Consider the following 25520-nt stretch of genomic DNA (forward strand, 5'->3'; position numbering starts at 1 on the left):
TGCCCGCTCACGGCTGCACCACCGTCATCTGCGCCGGGCGCGCATGGCCCACGCCGCGCAGCTCCGGCCGGTACATGTCCTCGACCAGCGGCGGCGGCACGGTGTAGCGGCCGGGGGTGACCGCGCGCACCAGGTAGAACACGTGCGCGGCGTTGCCGGCGTCGAGCGACAGTGCGGCCACGTAGCGGTCGTCGCGGAACTCCTCGTGGCGCAGCTCCGCCGCGTTGGCCCGCTCCGACAGCGAGATGCCGTCGATCACCACCTCGGCCCACTGCCCGGCGTCGCCGAGGTTCATGTTCTCGACCTCGAGCCCCGCCGGCAGCAGGTCGGTGAGCAGGGCGTCGGGCATGTCGCGGTCGGCGGTGATGGACACCCTCGCGACCAGGGCTTCACCTTCCTTCAGCGGACGCGGCGTCCACGGCTTGCCGTCGGTGGCGAACCAGGCGCGCTCCACGCGGATCGCACTCGCGTCGGGCTCCGGGGCGCTGCGCGGGATGCCGGCGACCTCGATGCTGGCGTACAGCGGCGGCGTGCCCTGCGGCACGAAGCGCACGCCCTTGGCCAACGCCTCGTGGCCGTAGCCGCGCGAGAAATACCGCGTCGGCGTGATCGCCTCGTCCACGCCACCCTCGGTGAGCGTGCCCGACACCTCGCGGCCCGGCCCGGTTGCAAGCGTCTTGCCCAGGCGTGCAATCGCGGCCTGTTCCTGCGTGCTGAGGTGGAACCAGCGCGCCTTGCGCCGCGCCTCCAGTTCGCGACCCAGCGCCACCAGCCGCGCGTCCCAGCGCTTCGGCGCGAGGCCGTGGGCGCGCGCCAGCCCGAGCATCAGCGCGGCATCGCGCAGTGGCGTGCCGTAGTCGCCGAGATAGCCTGGACGCTGGCCGGATGAGACGAAGGCTTCGTCGAGCGCCTTCTGCCCGCGCACCTTGTCGCCCTGCAGCGACAGCGCCAGGCCGAGGTGCGCCAGCGGCATCGGTCCACGCAACACCTTGCGCTCGTTGTCGTACATCGCGCGCAGCGTGCCCAGTGGCGCGCGGCTGACGCGCGCAAGCACGTAGCCTGCGTGTGCCTTGTAGGCGAAGCGCAGGTGCTCGCGGTTGTCGCGTCCGTAGAACTGCTGGCCGTCGGACAACAGATCCTCGGACAGCCGCGACAGCGCCTTCTGCAGCATCGCCTCGGGCACGTCGAAGCCGGCCTCGCGCGCGTCGAGCATGAACTCCGCCGCGTACGGGGTGAGCATCGCATCGCTGCCGTCGGCACCGCCCCACATCGAGAAGTGCCCCGAGGATGACTGCAGCGCCGCAAGCCTGCCGAGCGCGCCTTCCATGCGCCTGGTGCGGTCGTTGGCGGGCAGCGGGGTCATGCCGTAGGTCGCGGCGGTGGAGGCATCGAGCACCAGGGCCGCGTAGCCCTTGCTGGTGGTCTGCTCGGCGCAACCGTAGGGATAGTCGAGCGCGCCCTGCAGGGCGCTGGCGAACGGAATCGGCGGCAACGCGCCGACGCCCAAGCGCGCCTGGACCGAGCCAGGAAGAAGCCCTTCGGCAAGGTCGGTGCCCAGCACCACCGGCGCCAGCGGATCGAGGGTCATGGCGCGGGTCCGCACCACCTGCGGCCACGGCGCGCGCACCGGCAGGTCATGGCGGCGGTCGACCTTCACCCCAGGGCCGTCGACGCGCACGCGCACCCTGGCGACGGCATGGCCGTCCCGCGCGCTCAACGGGAACGACAGCGTGGTCTTGCCCTCCGCGGCCAGCGCGACATCGCGCGTGCCGTCGCCGACATCGAGCGGGCCTTCGCCCTCCACGCGCACGCGGAACGTGCCGGGCTTGCCGGTGAAGTTGGTCAGGTCGAGCGTCACCGTGGCGGCATCGCCCGGTGCCATCACCCGCGGCATGCCGGCTTCGGCGACCAGCGGCGCGCGTACCAGCAGTTCGGCGTCGCGATTGCCGTACTGCGTGTCGCCATAGACCAGCGTCGAGACCCGCAGCGTGCCGTTGAAGTCGGGCATGGTGAATTCGACGCGCGCGTTTCCTTTCGCATCCAGGCGCACCGGGCCGGAGAACAGGTCCACGGTCTGCACCCGCGCGGTCGGTCGCCGCGCCTGCGGCAGGGCCGCCAGCCCCACGTCGCCGCCGAACCGGAGCCGTGCGCTGCCGCCGTCGAAGCTCTCGATCACGCGGCCGTAGATGTCGTAGGCATCGGTGCCCAGCCGGCGCTGGGCGAAGAAATGGCGGTTGGCGTCCGGCACGGCATAGCGGGTGATGTTGAGGATGCCGACGTCCACCGCCGACACCGTGGCATGCGCCAGCTGTCCGGCCAGCGCCGGCGCGCTCACGGTTACCTTCAACACCTCACCGGGCACGGCCTTGGTCGGCAACGACATGCCGACGGCGGCGCGACGGTCGCCGCGCGCCATCGGCACGTGCGCCACGCCCACCGCGCGCGCCGGGGTGACCTTGCTGGTCGCGCTGCCGCCGCGGAACACCAGCGCGGTCACGTACACGTCGTGGCGCTCCCAGTCCTCGCCCACCGGAATGCGGAACGTGCTGCCGGCCCTGGCGTCGATCGCCTGCACGTACAGCAGCCGGTCGCTCTCCACCAGCAGCAGGCCCTTGCCGGCGTGCGGGGGCGTGACCGTGACCTCGAGCGTGTCACCTGCGCGGTAGCCGGTCTTGTCGAGCGAGAGCTTGACCTTGTCGGGGCGCGCGTCGGGACCGCGGTTCTCGTCGCCCCAACTCCAGCCGGCGCGGAACGGATAGCGCGTCACCAGACCGGTCGCCGGGTCACGCACCTCGACGCGGTACTCGCCCCACTCCACCGGGACATCGAAGCGCGCGGCGGTCGCGCCCGCGTCGATGCCGCGTTTCTCCACCACCTCGAAGCGCCGCGTGAAGTCGTAGTTCCAGCCGCCGTCGTCGTTGAAGTTCCAGTGGTAGTCGCGGTGCTCGCGCACCAGGCTCAGCTCGAGCCCCTTCGCAGGACGCGGCTTGCCGTCGCTACCCACGCGCACCAGCTCGAAGCGCGCACTCGCATTCGCGTCACTGCCCTCCTTGTCATCGAACAGCGGGCGCACGCCGACCAGCGCATCGGCGGGCCACAGCACGCGCTTGAGGCTGCGGTTGACGCTGCGTCCGCCGCTTTCGTACAGGCTGCCGGCCACGACCACCGCGACCGGCGTCGTCGCGACCACCTCTGCGGGAAGCGCGATGTCCTGCGCCAGCACGCCCCTGGCGTCGAGGCTGGCATCGACCACGTCGCGCGCATCGCGCGGCAGCTGCACCGTGGGATCGCCGAAGAAGTAGCCCGGCAGGCCTTCGAGCGGGTGCTGCTCCACGGCCACGGACATCTTCGCGGTGAAGCGGTTGCCGGCGGCGGGCGCGCCGTACAGATAGGCGCCGCTGGCGCTCAGGCGCAGCGGCTCGCCAGGCTTCAGCAGCACCTGGGCGCTGTCGAGCTCGAGCTTCATGCGCTCGGGAAGGAATTCCTCGATGCGCAGCGCGATGCCCTGCACCGCTTCGCGGCTGGCGGGATCGGTGCGGAATTCCAGCTGCCAGCGCCCGGTCGCGGCTTCCACCGGGATCTCGCGTTCGAAGCGGTAATAGCCCTGCGCGCCGGCCTCCAGCCGCGACTCGATGAACGTCTTGCCATCGGGCTGCTTGAGGCGTGCGAACAGCGGCTGGGCCTTGCCGTCCTTCGCGGCCGGCACGGGCTTGCCGTCGGCGTCGCGCAGCAGCGCCGAGACGCGCACGGTCTCACCCGGGCGGTACAGGTCGCGGCCGGACCAGGCGAACACGTCGAACCAGGCATTGCCGCGACCGGCGACCGCGAACTCCGACAGGTCCAGTGCGGGCTGGTTGAACGGCAGCAGCGACACGTCCTTGCCACGGGTGGCGACCAGCACCTGCGCCGCGACCAGCTTGTGGTCGAGCACGGCGTTGCCGTTGCCGTCGGTCGTCGACTTGAACACCGCCTCGCCGTTCGCGCCCAGCACGCGCAGGTCCACTCCGCCGAGCGCGGCACCGGTCTGCAGCGATGCGGTGTGCACGAACAGCTGGTCCTTGTAGGCACGCAGGTGCAGGCCGATGTCGCTGACGGTGAAGAACGCGGTCTCGAACATGTCGCCGAAGCTGCCGGCCTTCTTCATGACCGCGAAGTACAGTCCCGGCTGCTGCAGCTCGGGGATCGACTGGATCGGCAGGTAGGTCAGCAGTCGCTCGTTGCGCTCGCCGCCGAGCACGAAGCGGTTGACGTACACCGGCTCGGCGAGCCTCGCGACGGACTTTCCCTGGCGGTAGTCGTTGTCGAGCTCCCAGCCGCTGCGGCGGCCGCCGCGCTGGTATTCGGCATAGAAGCGCGGCAGCGATGCCTCCGGCACGCGCAGGAATTCGACGTCGACCTCCTCGACGTTCACCGACACCACCGGCAGGCCGCGCGACTCGCGCGCCGGCAGCACGCTGCCCTGCGAAGCGAAGCCGACGACCGGCTTCAGTTCACCCGTGGACACCTTGCGTTCGATGTCCTGGCCGAGCGTGCTGCCGTCGGCGGCCGTCAACGCACCGGAGATGCGCAAGGTGTATTCGCGATCGGCTTCGGCGAACGGAAAACGCAGCACGCGGCCGTCGTCGTCCAGGCTCCAGCTGCTGTCGCCGGCTACCGGCTCGGCGAACGTCAGCAGGCGATCGAAATCCTGGGTGCCGACCAGCGGCCGGGAGAACTCCACCGCCAGCGACAGCGATCCTTCGGACTGGTCCGGCCATGCGCGCACCAGGCCGAAACCTTCGACCTCCGCTCGTTCGGCCTGGATGGCTTCGCCGCCGGGAGCCGGCAGCTGTCCGCTTTCGTCACGCTTGCAGCCGCCGAGCGCCAGCAGCGCCAATGCGGCCACGATCGCGAGCGCGTGCAGCACGCCGCGGCGCGGTCGCAGGGTGTCCTTACCGTTGCGCATGTCACCTCCCGGAGTTGCCGGCAGTATAGACAGCGCCGGCATCCCGCACGCCAACGCGCGGGGGCACGGAAGAGGGTCGACATGGCCGTGCCGCGTGTCGCGCGGCACGGCCTGCGGTCAGGCGTCGTCGCCCGGCGCGGCCTCGCTGGAAGCGCTGTCATCGACCGGCGCGTCGATGGCCGGCAACCCGCCATCGGCCACGTCGCCGAGGTCGTCCCCGTCCTCACCGATCGTGGCGTCGACGCGCTCGATCGCCTGCAGGCGCTCGTCCTCGGCCAGGCGGATCAGGGTCACGCCCTGGGTGTTCCGGCTGACCACCGAGATCTCGGCCGCACGCGTGCGCACCAACGTGCCGCCGTCGGAAATCAGCAGCACTTCGTCGCCGCGCGACAGCAGCACGGCCGCCACCAGCTGGCCGTTGCGGTCGGTGGTCTGGATGCCGATCACGCCCTGCGTGCCGCGGCCCTTGCGCGGGTACTCGGCCAGGCGCGTGCGCTTGCCGTAGCCGTTCTCGGTGGCGGTCAGGATGTACGCATCGGCTTCGTCGTCGAGCACGATCGCGTTGTCGACGACCTCAGCGCTGTCGACGGCGACCGCGACGTCATCGCCCTCGTGCTCGATGGCGTCACCCGCGCTCTCGGTCACGATCAGGCTGACCACCGACTCGCCGCCCGCCAGGCGGATGCCGCGCACGCCGGTGGCGGTGCGACCCATCGAACGCACGGCCGCCTCGTCGAAGCGCACCGTCTTGCCGTTGGATGCGAACAGCATGATGTCGCGCTGGCCGTCGGTGAGTTCGGCGCCGATCAGCGCGTCGCCGTCGTCGAGGTTGATCGCGATCTTGCCGCGCTGCAGGCGATAGGCGAACTCGGTCAGCGGGGTCTTCTTGACGGTGCCGTTGCGCGTCGCGAAAAACACGTACTGGTCGTCGCGGTACTCGCGCACCGGCAGTACCGCCTGCACGCGCTCGCCTTCCTCCAGCGGGATCCAGTTGATGATCGGGCGGCCGCGGGCGTTGGGCCCCGCTTCCGGCAGCTGGTACACCGACAGCCAGAACACGCGGCCCGCACTGGTGAACGTCAGCAGCGTGTCATGGGTGTTGACCAGCCACAGCTGGTCGATGGAATCCTCGTCCTTGGTGGCCGCCGCGTTGCGGCCGCGTCCGCCGCGCTTCTGCGCGCGGTAGGCACTGACCGGCTGGCGCTTGGCGTAGCCGGCGCGCGACAGCGTCACCACCACTTCTTCAGGGGCGATCAGGTCGAGGATGTCGAGGTCTTCCTCGCTGGCGCGGATCTCGCTGCGGCGCGCGTCGCCGTACTCTTCCTGGATGTTGCGCAGTTCGGTGCGGATGACGTCGAGCAGCACGTCCGGGTTCTCGAGGATCTCGATCAGGCCCCGGATGGCTTCCAGCAGCACGCGATATTCGTCGGTCAGCTTTTCCTGCTCCAGCCCGGTCAGGCGGTGCAGGCGCATCTCGAGGATCTGCTGCGCCTGGACATCGGTCAGCTGGTAGCCGTCGGCGAGCAGGCCCACGCCCTTGGGCAGGTCATCCGGGCGCGAGGCTTCGGCACCCGCCGCGGCGAGCAGCGTGCCCACCAGGCCCGGCTGCCAGACGCGCCCGAGCATGCGCTCCTTGGCGACCTGCGGATTGTCCGACGTCTTGATGAGCTCGATCATCTCGTCGATGTTGGCGAGCGCGACCGTCAGGCCTTCGAGCACGTGGGCGCGGGCGCGCGCCTTGCGCAGTTCGAAGATGGTGCGGCGGGTGACCACCTCGCGACGGTGGCGCACGAACGCTTCGAGGAAGTCCTTGAGGTTCAGCACCCGCGGCCGGCCGTCGACCAGCGCCACCATGTTGATGCCGAACACCGACTCCATCTGGGTCTGCTGGTAGAGGTTGTTGAGGACCACCTCGGCCGACTCGCCGCGCTTGATCTCGATGTAGATGCGCATGCCGTCCTTGTCGGACTCGTCGCGCAGTTCGCTGATGCCTTCGAGCTTCTTTTCCTTGACCAGCTCGGCGATCTTCTCGATCAGCCGTGCCTTGTTGACCTGGTACGGGATTTCGGTGACCGCGATCGCCTCGCGGCCGTTGTCGGCGACCTCGATATCGGCCTTGGCGCGCATGCGCACGCGGCCACGACCGGTGCGGTAGCCCAGGTGGATGCCGCTCACGCCGTTGATGATGCCGCCGGTGGGGAAGTCGGGGCCGGGGATGTATTCCATCAACCCGTCGATGTCGATCGCCGGATCGTCGATCAGCGCGATCAGGGCGTTGATCACTTCGTTGAGGTTGTGCGGCGGGATGTTGGTGGCCATGCCCACGGCGATGCCGGTGGAACCGTTGACCAGCAGGTTCGGGAACCGGGTCGGCATGACCGTCGGCTCGTGTTCCTTCTCGTCGTAGTTGGGCTGGAAATCGACGGTGTCCTTGTCGATGTCGGCCATCAGTTCGTGCGCCAGGCGCGACATGCGCGCCTCGGTGTAACGCATCGCCGCGGCCGGATCGCCGTCGACCGAACCGAAGTTGCCCTGGCCGTCGACCAGCATGTAGCGCAGCGAGAACGGCTGTGCCATGCGAACGAGAGTGTCGTACACCGACTGGTCGCCGTGCGGATGGTATTTACCGATCACGTCACCGACGATGCGCGCCGACTTGAAATACGGCTTGTTGCTGTGCGCGCCGAGCTCGGTCATCGCGAACAGCACGCGGCGGTGCACCGGCTTGAGGCCGTCGCGGACATCGGGGAGTGCGCGCCCCACGATCACGCTCATGGCGTAATCGAGGTAACTGCGGCGCATCTCGTCCTCGAGGTTGACGGGGATGATTTCCTTCGCGAGCTCTGCCATCAGGCGGTTGTTCCCTGCATGTCCGACCAGCCCCGCGCACGGCGCGCGACGCCTTCCGCGAGCGGTTCGCGGAACCTCGGGATTGTATCACGAACGGGCCCCGCCCTGCCCTTGTTTCTCCCGCCGAAACAACCACTTGCAGCAGGACACCGCACGTTGGAAAGGCGCGCCGGTGCCGCGCCGCCGGTGCCGGGTGCCAATGCCCTCGAGGACTCATGTCCCCCGGCAATGGCCTCGCGGCCATTGCCTCCTCCTTGACTTCGCCCTCGAGGGCATTGGCACCCGGTCCGCCGCAGTACGCTTTGGCTTGAGGGCAAAGCAACGCCACAGCCACAGCCACAGCCACAGCCACAGCCACAGCCACAGCCACAGCCCGCAATCTTCGCGCGCCGTCACGCAGTGCGGCTTGCGCGAAGCCCCGAAGTGGCCGGGAGGCCTTCGCGGGGAAGTAAAGGAGGAGGTATCCGCCGCAGGCGGATGCCGGGGGACATGAGCCGCGAAGGCCTCACGGCCACCACAGGGGCCCTGGCAACCGCGAGACGCCCTGCCCGTCAGCCCCCGAACAGAGCGCGCATCGACGCCTCGTCCGGACGCTCGACAACACCCTTCTCGGTCACGATGGCATCGATCAGCGCGGCGGGCGTGACATCGAACACCGGGTTCCACGCCTTGACGCCCGCGGCGGCCACGCGACCGCCGGCGACGCCAAGCAGTTCCTCGGGATCGCGCTCCTCGATCTCGATGCGGTCGCCCGACGGCGTGGCCATGTCGACCGTGGACGCCGGCGCCACCACCATGAACCTGCGGCCATGGAAGCGCGCCGAGATCGCCAGCTGGTAGGTGCCGATCTTGTTGGCCACATCGCCGTTGGCGCAGATGCGGTCGGCGCCGACGACCACCCAGTCCACCTCGCCGCCCTTCAGCAGGTGCGAGGCCGCCGCGTCGGCAATGAGGGTGGCATCGATGCCGTCTTCCTGCAGCTCCCAAGCGGTCAGCCGCGAGCCCTGCATCCACGGCCGGGTCTCGTCGGCGAACACGCGTTCGATGCGCCCCTGCGCCACGCCCGCGCGGATCACGCCCAGCGCCGTGCCGAAGCCGGCGGTCGCCAGCGAGCCGGTGTTGCAATGGGTCAGCACGCCGCTGCCGGGCGCGATGAGCGCGGCGCCCAGCGCGCCCATGCGCCGGTTGGCGGCGAGGTCCTCGGTCTCGATGGCGCGCGCCTCATGCTCAAGTACTTCTCGCCAGTCGGATCCCGCGCGCACGAGCGCGCCGCGCATGCGCGCCAGCGCCCACGCCAGGTTGACCGCGGTCGGCCGCGCGGCGTTGAGGCGCTGCATCGCCGGCGCCAGCGCGGCGGCGGCGGCGACACCGTCGCTTGCCTCGACCTGCCGGGCGGCGAGCACCACGCCCCAGGCCGCGGCGATGCCGATCGCCGGCGCGCCGCGCACGGCGAGCGCATGGATGGCGGCGGCGACCGCGTCGCTGTCGGCACAGGTCAGGTACTCGACCACCAGCGGCAGCTTGCGCTGGTCAAGGAGGTCCAGCGCGGTGCCGGTCCAGCGGATCGGGCGGATGCGGTCGTAGCGGGCGTAATCGATCGTGGTGTCCATGCGGCCAGTCTAGCGGCTGCGGCGCGACGCTAGGCGTGCGCGAAATCGAAGGCTAGGACGTCGGCAATCGCATTGCTGCCGAGCATCGCCATCAGCAGGCGGTCGACGCCGAGCGCCACGCCCGAACAGTCCGGCAGGCCGTCAGCCAGCGCGCCGAGCAGCGCCTCATCGACCGGCGGCAGCACGGCGCCACGGGCGTCACGAACAGCATGGTCGCGCGCGAAGCGAGCGCGCTGTTCGCCGGCATCGGTGAGCTCGTGGTAGCCGTTGGCCAGTTCCAGCGGGCCCAGGTACAGCTCGAAGCGCTCGGCGACATCCACGTCGTCACGACGCACGACCTTCGCCAGCGCGCACTGCGACGCCGGGTAGTCGTCCATGGCCAGCAACTGCCCGGGCGCGAACGACGGCTGGATGTGGTGCGTCATCAGCAGGTCGAGCCAGTCGTCGCGGGTCAGGCCCTCGGGATCGACCTGGCCGGCGAACGCCGACTGCAGTTCGGCCATCGACGCGGTCATCGGGTCGAGGCCGAGCGCCTCGCGGTACACATCGCGATACGACAGCTTGCGCAGCGTGGCCTCGCGCCCGACCAGCGCCAGCGCCGCCTGCACCAGCGCCGCGGTCTCGTCGATCAACGGATCGAGCATCCAGCCGACGCGGTACCACTCGAGCATGGTGAACTCGGGATTGTGGCGGCCGCCGGCTTCGCCATCGCGGAACACGCGGCCGAGTTCGTAGCAGTCACCGACGCCGGCGGCGAGCAGGCGCTTCATCGGGTACTCGGCCGACGTGCGCAGCCAGCGGGTGCGCGGCGCGCCGTCGGTGCGGCCACCGAACTGCAGCGCGAACGACGCGATGTTGGGATCGGTATTGCCGGCGCGCGACATCACCGGCGTCTCCACTTCGAGCACGCCACGCGTGGCGAAGAACTCGCGCAGCAGGGCATTGAGGCGCGCACGCAGGCGCAGTGCATCCAGCCGTCTCATGCGTGCGACGCCAGGAACGCCAGCAGCCGCGCTTCGTCCCAGACTTCCACGCCCAGCTCTTCGGCCTTCGCCAGCTTGGAGCCCGCCTCGGCACCGGCAACCACGAAGCCGGTCTTCTTCGACACGCTGCCGGCCACCTTCGCGCCCAGCGCTTCCAGCCGTGACTTGGCTTCATCGCGGCCCATCGACTCCAGCGTGCCGGTGATCACCGCGGTGACGCCCTCGAGCGGACCGGCCGCTGCATCGGCCGCGGGCATGGCCGCCAGCAGGTCGGCCTGCATCGCCACCGCGGCCTCGAGCAGCCGGACGTTCGCCGGGTCGGTCCGCCATGCTGCGAACGCAGCCGCGGCTTCTTCAGGCAGGCCGGCGATCACCATGTTGTGGCGGTCCGCAGCCAGCAGCCTGCGCACGTCGGGGAAGGCATCCGCCAATTGGCGCGCGCGCAGCGGCGTCAGCCGCGGAATGCCGATGTCGGCCAGCAGCGTCGCGAGGTCCAGGCCCTGGCGCAGCTTCGGCGACGGCGGATGCGCGTCGGTGATGCGCACGCCGCGCGCCAGCAGCGCGTCGATGACCTGCTGGTTGCCCGGCTGGTCGAGGAAATGGCCGAGCGCGCGCGCGACCTCGTCGCCCACGTCGGGCACGCGCTTGAACAGCGGCCAGGGTGCGCGGCGGATGCGCTCGAGATCGCCGAACCAGGCGGCCAGCGCCTTGGCCGTGCTCTCGCCGACGTGCTCGATGCCGAGCGCGAACAGGAAACGCTCGAGCGTGGTCTCGCGGCTGTGGTCGATCGCCGCCACCAGGTTCTCCGCCCAGCGCGTGGCGACCTTGCCGGCGCGCACGGTTTCCGGCGTGGTGCGATCGCGCTCGTCGGCGCGGCGCCGCATCTCCACGAAGTCCTCGACCGTGAGCCGGTACAGGTCGGCCACGCTGTCGCCGTAGCCGAAGTCCACCAGCGCCTGGATCAGGCGCTCGCCGAGGCCGTCGATGTCCATCGCCCGGCGCGAGGCGAAGTGGAACAGGCCCTGCACGCGCTGTGACGGGCACACCAGCTCGCCGCTGCAGCGCGCCACCACCTCGCCTTCCTCGCGCACGATCTCAGAACCGCAGGCCGGGCACGCGGTGGGCATGCGCCACGGCGTGGTGCCCGGCGGCCGCTGCTCGGCGACCACGCGCAGCACCTCCGGGATCACGTCACCCGCACGGCGCACGATCACCGTGTCGCCCACGCGCACGTCCAGCCGCGCGACCTGGTCGGCGTTGTGCAGCGTGGCACGGGTGACGGTCACGCCGCCCACGTGCACCGGCCGCATCAGCACCCACGGGGTCACCGCGCCGGTACGGCCGACATTGACCTCGATGGCCTCGACCACCGTGGATTCCTCCTGCGCCGCGAATTTGTGCGCGATCGCCCAGCGCGGCGCGCGCGACACGAAACCCATCGCCTCCTGCTGGTCGCTGCGGTCGAGCTTGTAGACGACGCCGTCGATGTCGTAGGGCAGCGTGTCGCGCGCCTCGCCGATGCGGCGGTAGTAGGCCAGCACGCCATCGAGGCCGCGCGCCACCTCCACCAGCGGCGACACCGGGAAGCCCAGCGCACGCAGCCAGGCCAGCGCCTGCGAATGCGTATCGGGCAGCTCGACGCCTTCCACCACGCCCAGCGAATAGGCGAAGAACGCCAGCGGCCGGCGCGCGCTGACAGCGGGATCAAGCTGGCGCAGCGAACCCGCTGCGCCGTTGCGCGGATTGGCGAGCGGCTTGGCGCCGTTGGCCAGCGCCCATTGGTTATAGGCATCGAAACCGGCGCGCGGCATATATATCTCGCCGCGCACCTCGAGCACCTCGGGCACGCCCGGGCCCGGCCCGCCTGGCTCGCGCAGGCGCAGCGGCACGGCCTTGACGGTGCGCAGGTTGGCGGTGACGTCCTCGCCGCTCGCGCCATCGCCACGCGTGGCGCCACGCACGAAAAGCCCCGCTTCGTAGCGCAGGCTGATCGCCAGTCCATCGAACTTGGGCTCGACCGAGAACACCGGGTCCTGGTCACGGGTCTCGCGCACGATGCGGGCTACGAATTCCGCCACCTCGTCGTCGCTGAACGCATTGGCCAGCGACAGCATCGGCACCGCGTGGCGGACCTCGGCGAACTTGCCGGAGGGCGCGTCGCCCACCCGCCGCGTCGGTGAGTCGGGCGTGGCCAGTTGCGGATGCGCTTCTTCAAGCGCGACCAGCTCGCGCAGCAGGCGGTCGTAGTCGGCGTCGGCGATCGCGGGATCGTCGAGCACGTGGTAGCGGTGGTTGGCGTCGTCGATCAGTCGGCGCAGTTCGGCGGCGCGCTGCGGGGCGTTCTCGGGCATCGACGGATTGTAAGGCTTGCCGCGCGCGGCGGCCCCGCCCGGATTACCAGCCCGGGCTGCGGCTGATCGGTGCTTCCTGCTCGCGGTCGTAGGCGCGCAGTTCCTCGCGCAGGTGCGCGATGCGCTGCCGTCCCAGGGCGTTGCGCTGCTCGTCCAGCAGCACCCCGTCCAGCAGCTCGGCCATGCGCTCGGCGGTGGGCAGCATCGCGTCCCAGGCGTCCAGCGCGCGCAGCGGCGCGGGCAGCGTGAGGAAGAACGCGATCGCCGGGGTTTCCATGGCCTGGATCTCGGCCATCTCGAAGCTGCCGGGCTTGCGGATGTTGGCCACGCTGAAGACCGGACCACGCTCCGGGTGGCCGTCGACCAGGCGGTGGAAGACGTTCATGTGGCCGTAGGTCAGGCCGGCCTTTTCGGCCGCGACCACGATGTCCGGGCCGCGCAGCACCTGGCCGGCGCGCGCCGCGATGTACAGGGTCACGATCTTGTCGAACTCGTCGCTGACGCGGCGGCCGTACTCGCTGACGGTGGCGCCGGCGGTGCCGCCGACCGCGCCATCCAGCAGTTCCATCTCGCTCTGCACGGCGGCGTCCCCGGGCGCCTGCCCGCCATCGCCAAGCTCGCGCTCAAGCTGCGCGCCCAGCGTGGGTTCCATGCGCGTGTCACGCGGCGTGCGGTTTTCCACGCGCCGGCCCTGGCCGGTGCGCGGACGCGTGCCGATGTACCACATGGCCGCGAACAGCAGGGCGCCTGCCACCAGGATCCCCAGACGCAACAGCCATACATCGCTCATCGTGCTCTCCGTTACAGGTTCAGGCGGCGCCGGCCAGGCGGGCCGCCTCGGCGAGGTCGACCGACACCAGCCGGCTCACACCAGGCTCACGCATGGTAACGCCCGACAGCTGCGTCGCGGCCTCCATGGTCGCCTTGTTGTGGGTGACGAACAGGAACTGCACCTTCTGGCTCATTTCCGACACCATCGCCGTGAAGCGGCCGACGTTGGCTTCGTCCAGCGGCGCGTCGACTTCGTCGAGCAGGCAGAACGGCGCGGGATTGAGCTGGAAGATCGCGAACACCAGCGCGACCGCGGTCATCGCCTTCTCGCCGCCGGACAGCAGCGAGATGTTCGACACGCGCTTGCCCGGGGGCCGCGCCATGATCGCCACGCCTGTGTCCAGCAGGTCCTCTCCGGTGAGCTCCAGGTAGGCGTGCCCGCCACCGAACAGGCGCGGATAGATTTCCTGCACGCCGGAGTTGACGCGGTCGAAGGTGTCCTTGAAGCGGCCACGCGTCTCGCGGTCGATCTTGCGGATCGCGTCCTCGAGGGTGTCGAGCGCCGAGGTGAGATCGGCGTCCTGGCTGTCCAGGTACTCCTTGCGCTGCGCGGCTTCGGCATGCTCCTGGATCGCGGCCAGGTTGACCGGCTCCAGCCGGCGCAGGCGGTTGTCGAAGTCCTGCACCTGCTTGCCCCAGGCGGTGACCTCGGCGTCTTCGGCAAGGCCGGCCACCACGTCGTCGAGCACGAAGCCGGCCTCGACCACCGAAGCGGCCAGCTGCTCGGCGTGGATCACCAGGGCCTGCTGGTCGAGCCGGCGCTGTGCGATGGCTTCGCGCTGGGCGATGGCCTGTTCGTCGCGCTGGTGGCGGACCTGTTCGTATTCGCGCAGGCCGGCATCGACGCCTTCCAGCGCGCTGCGCGCCTGCCCCAGCGTCTGTTCGGCGCGGACGCGCTCGGCGAGCGCCAGCTGGCGCTGCTGCTCGAGCGTTTCCACCGGCGTATCGCCTTCGGCGAGCTGCGCGGCGATCTCGCCCAGGCGGGTATCAAGCTGGCCACGCTGGCCGCCCATGCGCGACAGCGCCTGGCGCAGCGCGGTCACCTGGGTGCGCTGCGATTCCAGCTGGAGCGCCAGCGCGTGGGCCTGCTCGCGTGACTCGCGGGCTGCGCTGCGCGCGGCATCGCGTGCTTCGGTCAGGCGGGCGCGCTCGGCGTCGAGCTCGCGTCGCGTGGTTTCCAGGTCGCCCATGCGGGTGACCGCGTCTTCCAGGCGGCCACGGGCGTCGCGCGCCTGTTCGCCACTGGTTGCGAGCGTCTCGGCGAGCTGCGCGAGTTCGACATCGATCTTCTCGATGCGGTTGCGCGCGGCGTCCAGGCGGCCCTGCTGGCCCTGCATCTGGCCGGCGAGCTCGGACACCGCGCGATGCGCCTGGTACATCTGGCGCTGCACGTCCTCGCGCGCCTGTTCGGCGGCCAGCAGGCGCTCACGCCCGCTGCCCTGCGCTGCCTCGAGTTCGGCCTCGCGCGCCTGCAGCTCTTCGATGCGTTCGCGCAGGCCCTGGATCTCGCGCTCGCGCAGCAGTGCGCCCTGGCGCGCGGCGCCCGAGCGCAGCACGCGCAGCCAGCCGGCGCCGAGGCGCTCGCCGTCGCGGGTGATCACCGAGTCGGCGGGGTCCAGTCGCGCCTGCAGCACGCGCGCCTCGTCAAGCGACTCGGCGACGTGCAGGCGCGACAGCAGGCGACGGATCGCCAGTGGGCCGCGTACGCGGGCGGCAAGCGAAGTCGGCGCGAAGTCGGCATCGCCGGCCGCGGACGACACCAGCGCGATGCGGCCGTCGCCAAGATCGGCGAGCGCCTCGACCAGCGACTCGGGGCTGTCGACCAGCACGCCCTCGATCATCTGCCCGAGCGCGCCCTCGACCGCGTTCTCCCAGCCGGCCTCGACCTGCAGCGCCTCGCCGACGCGGGTGCCGGAATCCAGGCCGTGCTGGCGCAGCCAGGCCATCGCCGCGCCCTGCTCCTGGCCGAGCGCGGCGTGCTGCAGGGTCTCCAGCGAGGACAGCCGGCCGCGCGCTTCCTGCGCCTCCTTGCGCACGTCCGACAGCGCCTGCTGCCCGGCGCGCTGCTGGTCCTGGAGATCGAGCGCGGCCTGCTTGCGCGCCTCCAGGCCTTCACCCAGCGCCTCGATCGCGATGGACTGTGTTTCGTGTTGCGCGGCGGCCGCGGCGAACGCCTCGGCCAGCGCGTCGAGATCGAGCGCGGCGCGCTCGGTGGCGAGCTGTTCGCGACGGCGGTCGGCTTCGAGCGACTGGCGGTCCAGATAGTCGACACGGGTGCGCTCGACATCGCCGGCACGCGCGGCCTCGGACTGGCCGCGGCTGTGCGCGTCCCAGCGCTCCTGCCAGCCGGCCAGCGCGGCTTCGGCGTCGCGCAGCGCGTCCTGGCGGGCGCTGTCGTCCTCGCGCAGCATCTCCAGCGCGGGTTCGGCCTCGGCCACCGACTCGGCCAGGATCGCAAGCCGCTCCTCGTCGCCGCTGATGTGCTGGCCGATCTCGGCCAACGCGTCCTCGGCCTCTTCGCGGGCGCGCAGCAGGCGCTGCGACAGCTCGCGCTGGTGCGCGATCTGCTGCTCCACGCGCGCCAGCATGCCGCCGACCTCGTAGCCGGCCGCCTGCGCCGCGTTGAGCGCCTCCATGGCCTCCTCGCGCCGCACGCGCCCGGTCTCGATCTCGCGCTCGGCCTCGCGCTGTTCGGCGATCAGCTGCTGCAGGCGGGTCTCTTCCTGCGACAGCCCTTCGCGCAGGCGGGACAGCTTCGCGTCCAGCGCGCGGTATTCCAGCGCCTTCCACTCGGCGTCGCGGATCCGGCGCTCGGCCTGGATGGCGGTGTACTGCTCGGCCTGGCGCGCCTGGCGCGCCAAGTGGCCAAGCTGCTTGCCGACTTCCTCGCGCAGGTCACCGAGGCGGTCCAGGTTTTCGCGGGTGTGGCGGATGCGGGTCTCGGTTTCCTTGCGGCGCTCCTTGTACTTGGAGATGCCGGCGGCCTCTTCCAGGTACACGCGCAGGTCCTCGGGCTTGGCCTCGATGATCTGGCTGATCATCCCCTGCTCGATGATCGAGTAGCTGCGCGGCCCGAGACCCGTGCCGAGGAACAGGTCGGTGATGTCGCGCCGGCGGCACTTGGCCCCATTCAGGTAATAGCTGCTCTGGCCGTCGCGCGAGACCAGGCGCTTCACCGAGATCTCGTTGAAGGCGGCGAACTCGCCGGTGATGGTGTGGTCGCTGTTGTCGAAGACCAGCTCGACGGTGGCCTGCGAGACCGGCTTGCGGGCGGTGGAACCGGAGAAGATCACGTCGGTCAGCGAGTCGCCGCGCAGGCGGCTGGCCGAACTCTCGCCCATCACCCAGCGCACGGCGTCGATGATGTTCGACTTGCCGCAGCCGTTGGGACCGACCACGCCGGTCATGTTGGTCGGCAGGTGCAGCGTGGTGGGATCGACGAAGGATTTGAAGCCGGAAAGCTTGATCGTGGACAGGCGCATGCGGCGGTCTGGGAGCCTCGGCGGCGGCAGGCCGCAACGACTCGAGTATAGCGGCACCTCCGCGGCGCGAGTCCGCCCCGGCCCCCGTCGGGCCCCGGGATGGCCGGCCCGGCGGTGCGGGACACCCTGACCGCAGACCGCGCCGGCAGCCGATACGCGCCTCGCCGATGGCGCCGCAGGCTGGCCCGACGCCACACGCACGAGGTACGCCATGACATGCCGCCTTCCCGCCAACGTCACGGCCCTCCGCGCCGCCGCGCTGGCCTGGGCCTGTGCCTGCACGTTTGCCGCGCCGGTGGCGCTGACTGCCCAGCCCGGCCTGATGCACGCCGCCGCCACGGCAGGCGCGCCTGCGGATGCTCTTCCAGGCGATGTCGCCGGCTACTGGGTCAGCGAAAAGCTCGACGGCGTCCGCGGCCGCTGGGACGGCCGCCGCCTGTGGACGCGGGCGGGGCATGCCATCGACCCGCCCGACTGGTTCACCGCCGGCTGGCCGCAACACGCCATGGACGGTGAGCTCTGGCTGGGCCGTGGGCGCTTCGACGAGGTCGCCGCCCTGCTCCGCCGCAGCCGCAACGATGACGCCTGGCGCGCGGTCCGCTTCCTGGTGTTCGACCTGCCCGAACACGGCGGCCCGTTCGCGGCGCGCGTCGCGGCCATGCGCACGCTGTCGGGCGTCGGCGCGCCGCCGTGGCTGCGCGCCGTGGCGCAATCGCGGGTGGCCGATGCCGCGGGCCTGCAGGCGCGGCTGGCGGCGGTGCTGTCCGCGGGCGGCGAAGGACTGATGCTCCACCACGGCACCGCGCTGTACACGGCGGGCCGCAGCGATGGACTGCGCAAGCTCAAGCCGCACGACGATGCCGAGGCCCGGGTCGTGGCGCACCTGCCCGGCAACGGCAAGTACGCCGGCATGCTGGGAGCGCTGCTGGTGGAACGGGCCGACGGCACACGCTTCCGGCTGGGCAGTGGCCTGAGCGATGCCGAACGCGCCACCCCGCCGCCCGTGGGCAGTCTCGTCACCTACCGCTACAACGGCTACACCGGCACCGGGCTACCGCGTTTCGCACGCTTCCTGCGCATCCGCACGCCCGAGGACGCGCCGGGGCAGCGTTGACCCGATTGCGCCCCCCGGCGCCGAGTGCCGCAACGCCCACTGCAGCGCAGCGCCAGGCTCGAACTCCCACACCGCGCACACGCTTCCGGCAGGCCGCAGTGTGCAGACCAGACCGCGTCAGCCTCCTCCATCCGCCTCCAACCGGGCGCCATCAGCGCCGGGCGCACCATCGAAGACATGCACGTGTTCGACTGCCACGCGCAGCGAGATGGATTCACCAGGACGCGGCAGCGCGCCCGGCGGCAGCCGCGCCACCAGCGTGTGGTCGCCGAGCCGGAGATTGACGAAGACTTCGTTGCCCACCGGCTCCACCACTTCCACCAGCGCGTCGAACGCGCCGCCCGCGGCGTCGCCCCGCTCCGCACGCAGCAGGTGCTCGGGGCGCACGCCAAGCAGCAGCGGCCGTCCGGACCATTCGCTAGACGCATGCAACCCCGGCAGTGGAATCCGCATGCCGTCGCTGGCGACAAAGCCGGCGCGATCCGCGTCGAGCCGACCGGCGATCACGTTCATCGCCGGGCTGCCCAGGAAAGTCGCCACGAACACGTCGGCCGGGCGTTCGTAGAGGGCCATCGGCGTGTCGATCTGGCGGATGCGGCCTCCGTCAAGCACCACGATGCGCTGCCCCAGGGTCATGGCCTCGACCTGGTCGTGGGTGACGTAGACCATGGTCGCGCCGAGGCTGCGATGCAGGCGCGCGATCTCCACCCGCATCGCCGCGCGCAGCCGCGCATCGAGGTTGGACAACGGCTCATCGAGCAGGAAGACCTGCGGCTGGCGCACCAGCGCACGCCCCAGGGCAACGCGCTGCCGCTGACCGCCCGACAGCGCCGCCGGCTTGCGCTCCAGCAGGTCCTCGATGCCCAGCATGCGCGCGGCTTCGCCCACGCGCGCGGCAATCGTGGCCTTGTCGTGCCCGCGCAGCTTCAGGCCGAACGCCAGGTTGCCGGCGACGCTCATGTGCGGATACAGCGCGTAGCTCTGGAACACCATGGCGATGTCGCGGTCGCGCGGGGCGACATCGTTGACGATCCTGTCGCCGATGGTGATGGTGCCGCCGCTCACCGCCTCCAGCCCGGCGATCATCCGCAGCAGGGTGGACTTGCCGCAGCCCGATGGGCCAACCAGCACCAGCAGTTCGCCATCGGCCACTTCGAAACCGGCATCGGACACCGCGACGAAGCCGTCGGGGTAGACCTTGCGGACGTGGTCGAGCCGCACCTGCGCCATGCCATCTCCCATGCGTGGAAACATGCGCGCGAAGCAGCGCCGCGCGCCGCGACCGGCGTTGACAACGCGCCGGACGGCTTCCGCTATTCTGGCATGTAACCGCTTCCAGCCTTCACGACTCCCGGACCCCTCACCGATGCCGACCGACGCTTCCCCGACTCGCGACCTGCGCTTCCCGGAGGGCTTCCTCTGGGGCGCCGCCACCGCCGCGCACCAGATCGAGGGATCGCCCATGGCGGACGGCGCCGGCCCGAGCATCTGGACGCGTTTCGCGCATACGCCGGGCATGACCTTGAACGGCGACACCGGCGACATCGCCTGCGACCACTACAACCGCTGGAAGGACGACGTCGCGCTGATGCGCGAGCTCGGGCTGAAGGCGTACCGCTTCAGCGTGTCGTGGTCGCGGATCCATCCCGAGGGCATCGGCCGTGTCAACCAGGCCGGCGTGGACTTCTACTCACGCCTGGTGGACGAACTGCTGGCCAACGACATCGAGCCGCTGCTCACGCTGTTCCACTGGGACCTGCCGGCAGCGCTCGACGACAAGGGCGGCTGGCTCAACCGCGACTGCGCCGACTGGTTCGCCGAGTACGGCACCACGCTGTACCGCGCGCTCGATGGCCGGGTGAAGAAGTGGGTGACGCTCAACGAGCCGTGGGTGATCACCGATGGTGGCTACCTGCACGGCGCGCTGGCGCCCGGCCACCGCAGCCGTTACGAGGCACCCATCGCGTCGCACAACCTGATGCGCGCGCACGGAGCCGCGGTGCAGGCGTATCGCGCCGAGGGCAAGCACGAGATCGGCCTGGTGGTGAACATCGAGCCCAAGCATGCGGCCAGCGACTCGGCCGAAGACGAGGCAGCGGTGAAGCGCGCCCACGCCTACATGAACGAGCAATACCTGCACCCCGCCCTGCTCGGCCGCTATCCGCCGGAGCTGGCCGAGGTGTTCGGCGACGCCTGGCCGGAGATCGACCCCGTCGACTTCGACCTGATCCGCCAGCCGCTGGATTTCGTCGGCATCAACTACTACACGCGCAGCGTGACGCGGGCCGACGCCAGCTACCCGCTGCGCGCCGGCGGCGTGCGCCAGCCGGGCGCGACCTATACCGAGACCGGCTGGGAAGTGTTCCCGAAGGCGCTGACCGAACTGCTGCTGTGGTTCAAGGACACCTACGGCGACCTGCCGCTGTACATCACCGAGAACGGCGCGGCGTTCTTCGACCCGCCGGTGGCCGAGGGCGGCCGCGTGCGCGACCCGCTGCGCATCGACTACCTGCGCAAGCACATCACGGCCGTGCACGACGCCATCACCGCGGGCGTCGACGTGCGCGGCTACATGGCCTGGTCGCTGCTCGACAACCTGGAATGGTCACTCGGCTATTCCAAGCGCTTCGGCATCGTGCACGTCGACTACGGCACCCAGCAGCGCACGCCGAAGGACAGTGCGCACTGGTACTCCGGGGTGATCGCCAGCAACGGGCGCGCCCTCGCCGACCCCCTGCCTTACTGACCCGGGACAGCGCCGACATGCACGACACGCACCTGCTGTCCGGCGCCAACGCATACACCGCCTCGCACGACGACGCCGGTGCCCACCCCACAGCGCGCCGGCCCGCCGCGTGACCGGACGCGGCGCCGCGCACGTCGGTGACACCCTGCTCGACGGCCGCGTGCAGTTCGAGGCCTTCCAGGACGCCACGCAGTGGGCGTGGGCGGCCGCGGTGTCGGTCTCGGCGGCGCTCAAGCGCGACCTGGAGCAGCAGCCGCGCGCACGCCTGCTGCTTTCGGGGGGCAACACCCCGGGAGCGGCTTACGAGGCCCTGTCCCGGGCACCGATCGAGTGGGAGCGCGTCGATGTCGCGCTTGTCGACGAACGCTGGCTGCTCCCCGACGACGTCGACAGCAACGCCCGCCTGGTGCGCGAATCCCTGCTGCGCAACCATGCCGCGCGCGCGCGCTTCGAGGCGATCACCCGTGCCGGGCGCAGCATCGAAGAGGCGGTGACCACAGCCAACATGCACGCCCGACAGGCCGCGGGCGTGGTCGTGCTGGGCATGGGCGACGATGGGCACACCGCATCGCTGTTCCCGGGCATGCGCGGGCTCGACGACGCATTCGCCTCGACGCGCCCCTACGTCGCGGTGGATGCGCGCGGCTGCCCGGGCGCCGAGCAATGGCCGCGCCGCATCAGCCTCACGCCGGCCGGCATCGCGCCGGCCCACAGCCGGTTCCTGCTGATCCGCGGCCTGCACAAGCGCGCGCTGCTCGAGCGCGTGCTCGCCGGCGACGACCCCGCGGAGTTCCCGATTCGCATCGCCTTCCTGACGCCCGGAGCGCCACTGCGCATCCTGTGGTGCCCTTGATCGCTGCCGGCCGCGGCCGGCGATGGCCTACAACACCGCGAGCGCGCGGTTGTCGAAATGCCCCGGGAAACCGGCAGCCACTTCCAGCTTGCGCTCGATCGACCCCAGGATCTTGTCCGCGAAATTGACCCCAGCGAGCGCGCTGCACGAGCCGAGGTTGCCGGGCGAGAACACGTTCACCTCGAGGATGGTGTCGCCGATGATGTCGATGCCGACCAGGAACATGCCATCGCGCACCAGCTTCGGCCGGATCAGCTCGGCGACGCGCAACTCGCGTTCGGTGATGCGCACCGGCTTGGCCTTGCCGCCGGCGTGGATGTTGCTGCGGATGTCCTCCTTGGCGCCGACGCGGCGCATCGCCGCGTACTTGCCGTCGATCTCGAGCGGTACGCCGTTCATCAGGAACAGGCGGATGTCGCCCTTCTCCGCCTCCGGTACCCACGCCTGGGCAATGATGTAACCGTCGCGGCCGATCGCCTCGATCATCTGGTTGAGGTTGCCGCCGGACTTCTGGTCCACCAGGAACACGCCCTGCCCGCCCGAGCCCTGCAGCGGCTTGAGCACGATATTGCCGGCATGCTGTTTGGCGAAGGCCTTGATGTCGGAGGCCTGGCGGCTGATCAGGGTCTCGGCCCGCACCGCGCGCGGAAACGACTGGAAATACAGCTTGTTGGCGGCCTTGGCCAGCGCGTCCGGGTCGTTGAGCACCAGGCAGCCGCGCATCGCGGCCAGGCGGCCGAACTGGACACCCACCGACTCGGCCCACGGGCGCGTGGCCGCATCGTTCGACGGGTCGCTGCGCAGCATCAGCACGTCGATGTCGGTGATGTCGACCAGCTTCTTGCGGGTGACCGCCTGGAGGTCGGCGAAGAACTTTTCCTGCGTGCGCTTGCCGGATTTCAGCGGCGGCACCATGTGCACGTGCGCGCGCATGCGGTCGTCCGTGCCCAGCACGAAATCGCCCGGCGTCATGTAGCAGACGTGGTGGCCGCGGCGCGACGCCTCGTGCGCGAGCACGGTTGTGGTGTAGCCGGCGTACTCGGTTTCGAGGTCGTTGACATAGAAGGCGATCAGCATGGTTTCAGGCCTGGACAAGTTCGAGGAAGGGTTCGCCGCCACGCACGCGCGCCAGCCGCGCGCGCGCCTCCGGCCGCGAGAGGAATTCGGGCAGCACCGCCGGCTCGCGCAGGATTCCGCGCGCACGCAGTTCGTCGACCACGGGCACGTGGGACGCGGCGATCTTGCCGGTCCAGAAGGCGTCCAGCGGCCGGCCGCCCGCAACCCACGCAAAGACTTCCTTCAGCCCGCGCAGGTAGATCGCATCCTTGGCGAGGCCGCCGGAACGGAACACGCGGGCGACGATGTTGAACGCGGCGCGCGGCGTGAAGCCATGGTCGCGGCGCAGCATGCGATCGCAGTCGACGAATTCCGCGCCGTCGAGCATCGCATCGACCACGACGACACGGGCCGCGAGCAGCCGCAGGCGCGACCGCCCCAGGCCGCCCACCAGGTATTCCGCGAACACGCCGAGCCCTTCCTGGATGCCCTCGTAGCCGGCCAGGCCGCTGCCGAATATCGACAGCCCCTGCGCGCTGCCGTTGACGCAGGTGAGCACGTGTACCCCGACCTCGTGCTGCAGCAGCGCATCCAGCCGCCAGCGGCGCATGCGCGTGGCGGTGGAAACCAGCACCGAGCGCCCGGAGACCATCAGCCCGGGGGCGATGTCGTCGCGCAGGCAGACCTCGGCCTGGAACAGCGGCGCCTTGTGGCGGTAGCGGGCGATCAGCGCTTCCGCCGCCTCGCGCACGGCGTGGCAATCGACACAGGCCGTGTCTTCGTTGCCGGCGGCGGCGTCCTCGCGCGCGAGGATCCCGCGCGCCTCGCCCAGCAGCGACGCTTCGACCGCACCGTACTGGATGACCGAGGCGTACTTGAACGCCGGGGTGTTGCGGCCCTGGAGCATGGTCAGCTGCTGGTCGAGCTCGCGCTGCTTCTGCAGGAACAGCTGTTCCAGGACGGGATCTTCCACGGCGCGGACGTCGATCGAGTACAGCGCACGCTTGGAGAGCTCCGGACTGACGGTCAACGGCCGGTAGCGGAACTCCGGCGCCTTGTCGCTTCCGGCCGCGTGGAAGCGCTCCATCGCCTCGACGGTATTGATCGGCGACACCGAGAGCAGGAAATCGAACGAGGCGCTGATTGCCGCCAGGTCGCGGTCGACGGCGACCGCGGCCTTGATGAAGCGGCTCCGCCCCAGCGTGCGGTGCGGGACGCGGATGTCCGGCGTGGCGGCTTCGACGAACGCGGCCAGCGCCTGCAACAAGGCATCGAACGCCAGCGTTTCCAGTTCGTGGAACACCTGCGGGTACACCGCATCGCTGCCCGGGGCGAGGTAGATGCGCGGCAGCCCCAACGACAGCACGCCGATGCCTGCGCTGCCTTCCACCAGCGCGGCGAGCGCCGCCGGCAGGTCGGGCGCGCCGGCATCCTCGATCGCCGCTTCGCGAAGCTCGATGCACGCCCCGGCCAGCGCGTCGCGCAGGCGCCGCGCGGCCGCATGGGCGGGTGCGCCGCCGCTTGCGGCCACGGTGAACCGGAACGGCTCCAGGCGCGGGCTGTCCTCGGCGATCGAAGCGTCGCGTGGCAGGTCGTGCAGCCACAGCAGCAGGTAGCTCGGAAAGTCCCGCGCCTGGTGGGCCAGCACGGAATCGAGGCGCGTGATGGCCCCCGCGTCCGCGTCCCCGCCCGCCGGCCACACCAGGTGTGCCGCGCTGATGGTCGCGAGGCGGCGCGCGATGCTCGCGGCCTCGTCGGCATAGCGGTTGAGCACCAGGAACGGCAGCGGCCGGTCGATGTGCACGCGACCGCCGGCGTCGAGCTCGCGGCGCCATGCGCCAAGACCGAAGTCCGGCGCCGGCGGCTTCTGCACGCGGGGACCGGGGCGAACGGGTTCAGGCATGCGCGAGCCACTCGCGGGCATGGGCCGCCGCGGCATCGACCAGGCGGCGCATGGCCGCGAGCTCCGCGGGGTCCGGCACTCCCGTCCATTCGTCCATGAAGGTCTTCTTGAATTCCAGCGCGATCGCGCAGCCGGTCTCCGGGTAGCGCGCATGCACGAAGCGCGCAAGCTCGCCACGCCCCTGGAAGGCGATGTTCTCGCGCACGTCGGCGTGGCGCCCGTTGAAGTCGACCGCGCGCATGGTGTCCATGAGTGGGTCGAGCAGGCCGGCCCAGCGCCCGCGCGGCATCGACCAAGTGCCGATGTTGACCTCGGGCGCATCCTCCGCCGGCGTCGCCGCAGCGGTCGGGCCGTCGCGCCGATGGTTGTAGCTGTGCACGTCGAACACCACGAACCGGCCGTGGTGGCGCACCAGGTCGTCGAACACGGTGGCGAGGGTGCGATAGAAGGCGTGGTGCAGGCGCAGCGAATGCTGCACGAAGGCCTCGTCCGGCGGTGCGTCCCACAGGTGCAGGCCCCAACATTGCTCCGGCACGCGATACACGGCTTGGTCGGCGGCCCGGTTGAGGTCGACCTCGAACCGCGAGCGGTGCACGACCACACGGCCGGGAACGCCGGCTATCGCCTGTCCCGTGAATGGATCCTCTTCGCGCAGGCGCTCGGCATCCGGCAGCCGCATCGCCGCGGCGACTTCGGGGCGCAGCGCATGCCCGTCATGGATGGCGGTCGCGAACACGGCGTCATCCGCGCGCTGCAGCGTCCACCAGGCGGCGGCAGGCGGCATTGTCATGGACGG

The 25520-nt window shown here is 70.7% G+C and carries 14 protein-coding genes; 3 read left to right on the forward strand and 11 right to left on the reverse strand.

Annotated elements, in window-relative coordinates; all coding sequences use genetic code 11:
• Positions 1–7: 7 nt before the first annotated feature.
• From JGR64_RS07475 to smc, 7 genes are all read right to left on the reverse strand, one after another.
• Positions 8–4945, reverse strand: a complete 4938-nt coding sequence (locus JGR64_RS07475; protein WP_199372752.1) for an alpha-2-macroglobulin — start codon at positions 4943–4945, stop codon at positions 8–10.
• Positions 4946–5062: 117 nt separating this feature from the next.
• Positions 5063–7795: a DNA gyrase subunit A gene (gyrA, locus tag JGR64_RS07480; protein ID WP_199372753.1), complete on the reverse strand. Its 2733-nt coding sequence runs from the start codon at positions 7793–7795 to the stop codon at positions 5063–5065.
• 551 nt (positions 7796–8346) lie between these two features.
• Complete coding sequence (gene mtnA / locus JGR64_RS07485) at positions 8347–9405, reverse strand: S-methyl-5-thioribose-1-phosphate isomerase (RefSeq protein WP_199372754.1); 1059 nt, start codon at positions 9403–9405, stop codon at positions 8347–8349.
• 29 nt (positions 9406–9434) lie between these two features.
• Positions 9435–10388: an EF-P lysine aminoacylase EpmA gene (gene epmA, locus JGR64_RS07490; RefSeq protein WP_199372755.1), complete on the reverse strand. Its 954-nt coding sequence runs from the start codon at positions 10386–10388 to the stop codon at positions 9435–9437.
• Entirely contained in the window at positions 10385–12739 is a 2355-nt protein-coding gene (ligA, locus tag JGR64_RS07495; RefSeq protein ID WP_199372756.1) for an NAD-dependent DNA ligase LigA, read from the reverse strand. The genes epmA and ligA overlap by 4 nt, the downstream gene beginning before the upstream one ends.
• Before the next feature lie 43 nt (positions 12740–12782).
• Positions 12783–13529: a cell division protein ZipA gene (zipA, locus tag JGR64_RS07500; protein WP_199372757.1), complete on the reverse strand. Its 747-nt coding sequence runs from the start codon at positions 13527–13529 to the stop codon at positions 12783–12785.
• A 19-nt stretch (positions 13530–13548) separates the two neighbouring features.
• Positions 13549–17052: a chromosome segregation protein SMC gene (gene smc, locus JGR64_RS07505; RefSeq protein ID WP_199372758.1), complete on the reverse strand. Its 3504-nt coding sequence runs from the start codon at positions 17050–17052 to the stop codon at positions 13549–13551.
• Positions 17053–17263: 211 nt separating this feature from the next.
• Here smc and JGR64_RS07510 point away from each other — a divergent pair, with 211 nt between their 5' ends.
• The gene (locus tag JGR64_RS07510; protein ID WP_199372759.1) at positions 17264–18166 is read left to right on the forward strand and encodes a DNA ligase; all 903 of its coding nucleotides are present in this window, start codon (positions 17264–17266) and stop codon (positions 18164–18166) included.
• A 117-nt stretch (positions 18167–18283) separates the two neighbouring features.
• On the opposite strand, the gene ugpC is transcribed toward JGR64_RS07510, so the two are convergent.
• Entirely contained in the window at positions 18284–19396 is a 1113-nt protein-coding gene (gene ugpC, locus JGR64_RS07515; protein WP_199372760.1) for a sn-glycerol-3-phosphate ABC transporter ATP-binding protein UgpC, read from the reverse strand.
• A gap of 136 nt (positions 19397–19532) precedes the next feature.
• Here ugpC and JGR64_RS07520 point away from each other — a divergent pair, with 136 nt between their 5' ends.
• Both JGR64_RS07520 and pgl read left to right on the forward strand, forming a co-directional pair.
• Entirely contained in the window at positions 19533–20912 is a 1380-nt protein-coding gene (locus JGR64_RS07520) for a GH1 family beta-glucosidase (RefSeq protein WP_199372761.1), read from the forward strand.
• Positions 20913–21021: 109 nt separating this feature from the next.
• Positions 21022–21765: a 6-phosphogluconolactonase gene (pgl, locus tag JGR64_RS07525; protein WP_234446929.1), complete on the forward strand. Its 744-nt coding sequence runs from the start codon at positions 21022–21024 to the stop codon at positions 21763–21765.
• A 27-nt stretch (positions 21766–21792) separates the two neighbouring features.
• On the opposite strand, the gene JGR64_RS07530 is transcribed toward pgl, so the two are convergent.
• Genes JGR64_RS07530 through JGR64_RS07540 form a run of 3 tightly spaced genes read right to left on the reverse strand, consistent with a single transcriptional unit; the run spans position 21793 to position 25514 of the window.
• Positions 21793–22842 (reverse strand): glutathione synthetase, encoded by a 1050-nt coding sequence (locus JGR64_RS07530; protein WP_199372762.1) that lies wholly within the window; start codon positions 22840–22842, stop codon positions 21793–21795.
• 4 nt (positions 22843–22846) lie between these two features.
• Positions 22847–24724, reverse strand: coding sequence for a flavohemoglobin expression-modulating QEGLA motif protein (locus JGR64_RS07535; protein WP_199372763.1), 1878 nt, complete (start codon positions 24722–24724; stop codon positions 22847–22849).
• Positions 24717–25514 (reverse strand): N-formylglutamate amidohydrolase, encoded by a 798-nt coding sequence (locus tag JGR64_RS07540; RefSeq protein ID WP_199372764.1) that lies wholly within the window; start codon positions 25512–25514, stop codon positions 24717–24719. The genes JGR64_RS07535 and JGR64_RS07540 overlap by 8 nt, the downstream gene beginning before the upstream one ends.
• Between the last annotated feature and the right edge of the window lie 6 nt (positions 25515–25520).

Origin of the sequence: Luteimonas sp. MC1572 (assembly GCF_016615815.1) — a bacterium.
GTDB lineage: Bacteria > Pseudomonadota > Gammaproteobacteria > Xanthomonadales > Xanthomonadaceae > Luteimonas.

Bases quoted from the DNA above. Each gene is read 5' to 3' on its own strand.
- JGR64_RS07475 (WP_199372752.1), bottom strand. From the start codon at position 4,945: ATGCGCAACGGTAAGGACACCCTGCGACCGCGCCGCGGCGTGCTGCAC.
- gyrA (WP_199372753.1), bottom strand. From the start codon at position 7,795: ATGGCAGAGCTCGCGAAGGAAATCATCCCCGTCAACCTCGAGGACGAG.
- mtnA (WP_199372754.1), bottom strand. From the start codon at position 9,405: ATGGACACCACGATCGATTACGCCCGCTACGACCGCATCCGCCCGATC.
- epmA (WP_199372755.1), bottom strand. From the start codon at position 10,388: ATGAGACGGCTGGATGCACTGCGCCTGCGTGCGCGCCTCAATGCCCTG.
- ligA (WP_199372756.1), bottom strand. From the start codon at position 12,739: ATGCCCGAGAACGCCCCGCAGCGCGCCGCCGAACTGCGCCGACTGATC.
- zipA (WP_199372757.1), bottom strand. From the start codon at position 13,529: ATGAGCGATGTATGGCTGTTGCGTCTGGGGATCCTGGTGGCAGGCGCC.
- smc (WP_199372758.1), bottom strand. From the start codon at position 17,052: ATGCGCCTGTCCACGATCAAGCTTTCCGGCTTCAAATCCTTCGTCGAT.
- JGR64_RS07510 (WP_199372759.1), top strand. From the start codon at position 17,264: ATGACATGCCGCCTTCCCGCCAACGTCACGGCCCTCCGCGCCGCCGCG.
- ugpC (WP_199372760.1), bottom strand. From the start codon at position 19,396: ATGGCGCAGGTGCGGCTCGACCACGTCCGCAAGGTCTACCCCGACGGC.
- JGR64_RS07520 (WP_199372761.1), top strand. From the start codon at position 19,533: ATGCCGACCGACGCTTCCCCGACTCGCGACCTGCGCTTCCCGGAGGGC.
- JGR64_RS07530 (WP_199372762.1), bottom strand. From the start codon at position 22,842: ATGCTGATCGCCTTCTATGTCAACGACCTCGAAACCGAGTACGCCGGC.
- JGR64_RS07535 (WP_199372763.1), bottom strand. From the start codon at position 24,724: ATGCCTGAACCCGTTCGCCCCGGTCCCCGCGTGCAGAAGCCGCCGGCG.
- JGR64_RS07540 (WP_199372764.1), bottom strand. From the start codon at position 25,514: ATGACAATGCCGCCTGCCGCCGCCTGGTGGACGCTGCAGCGCGCGGAT.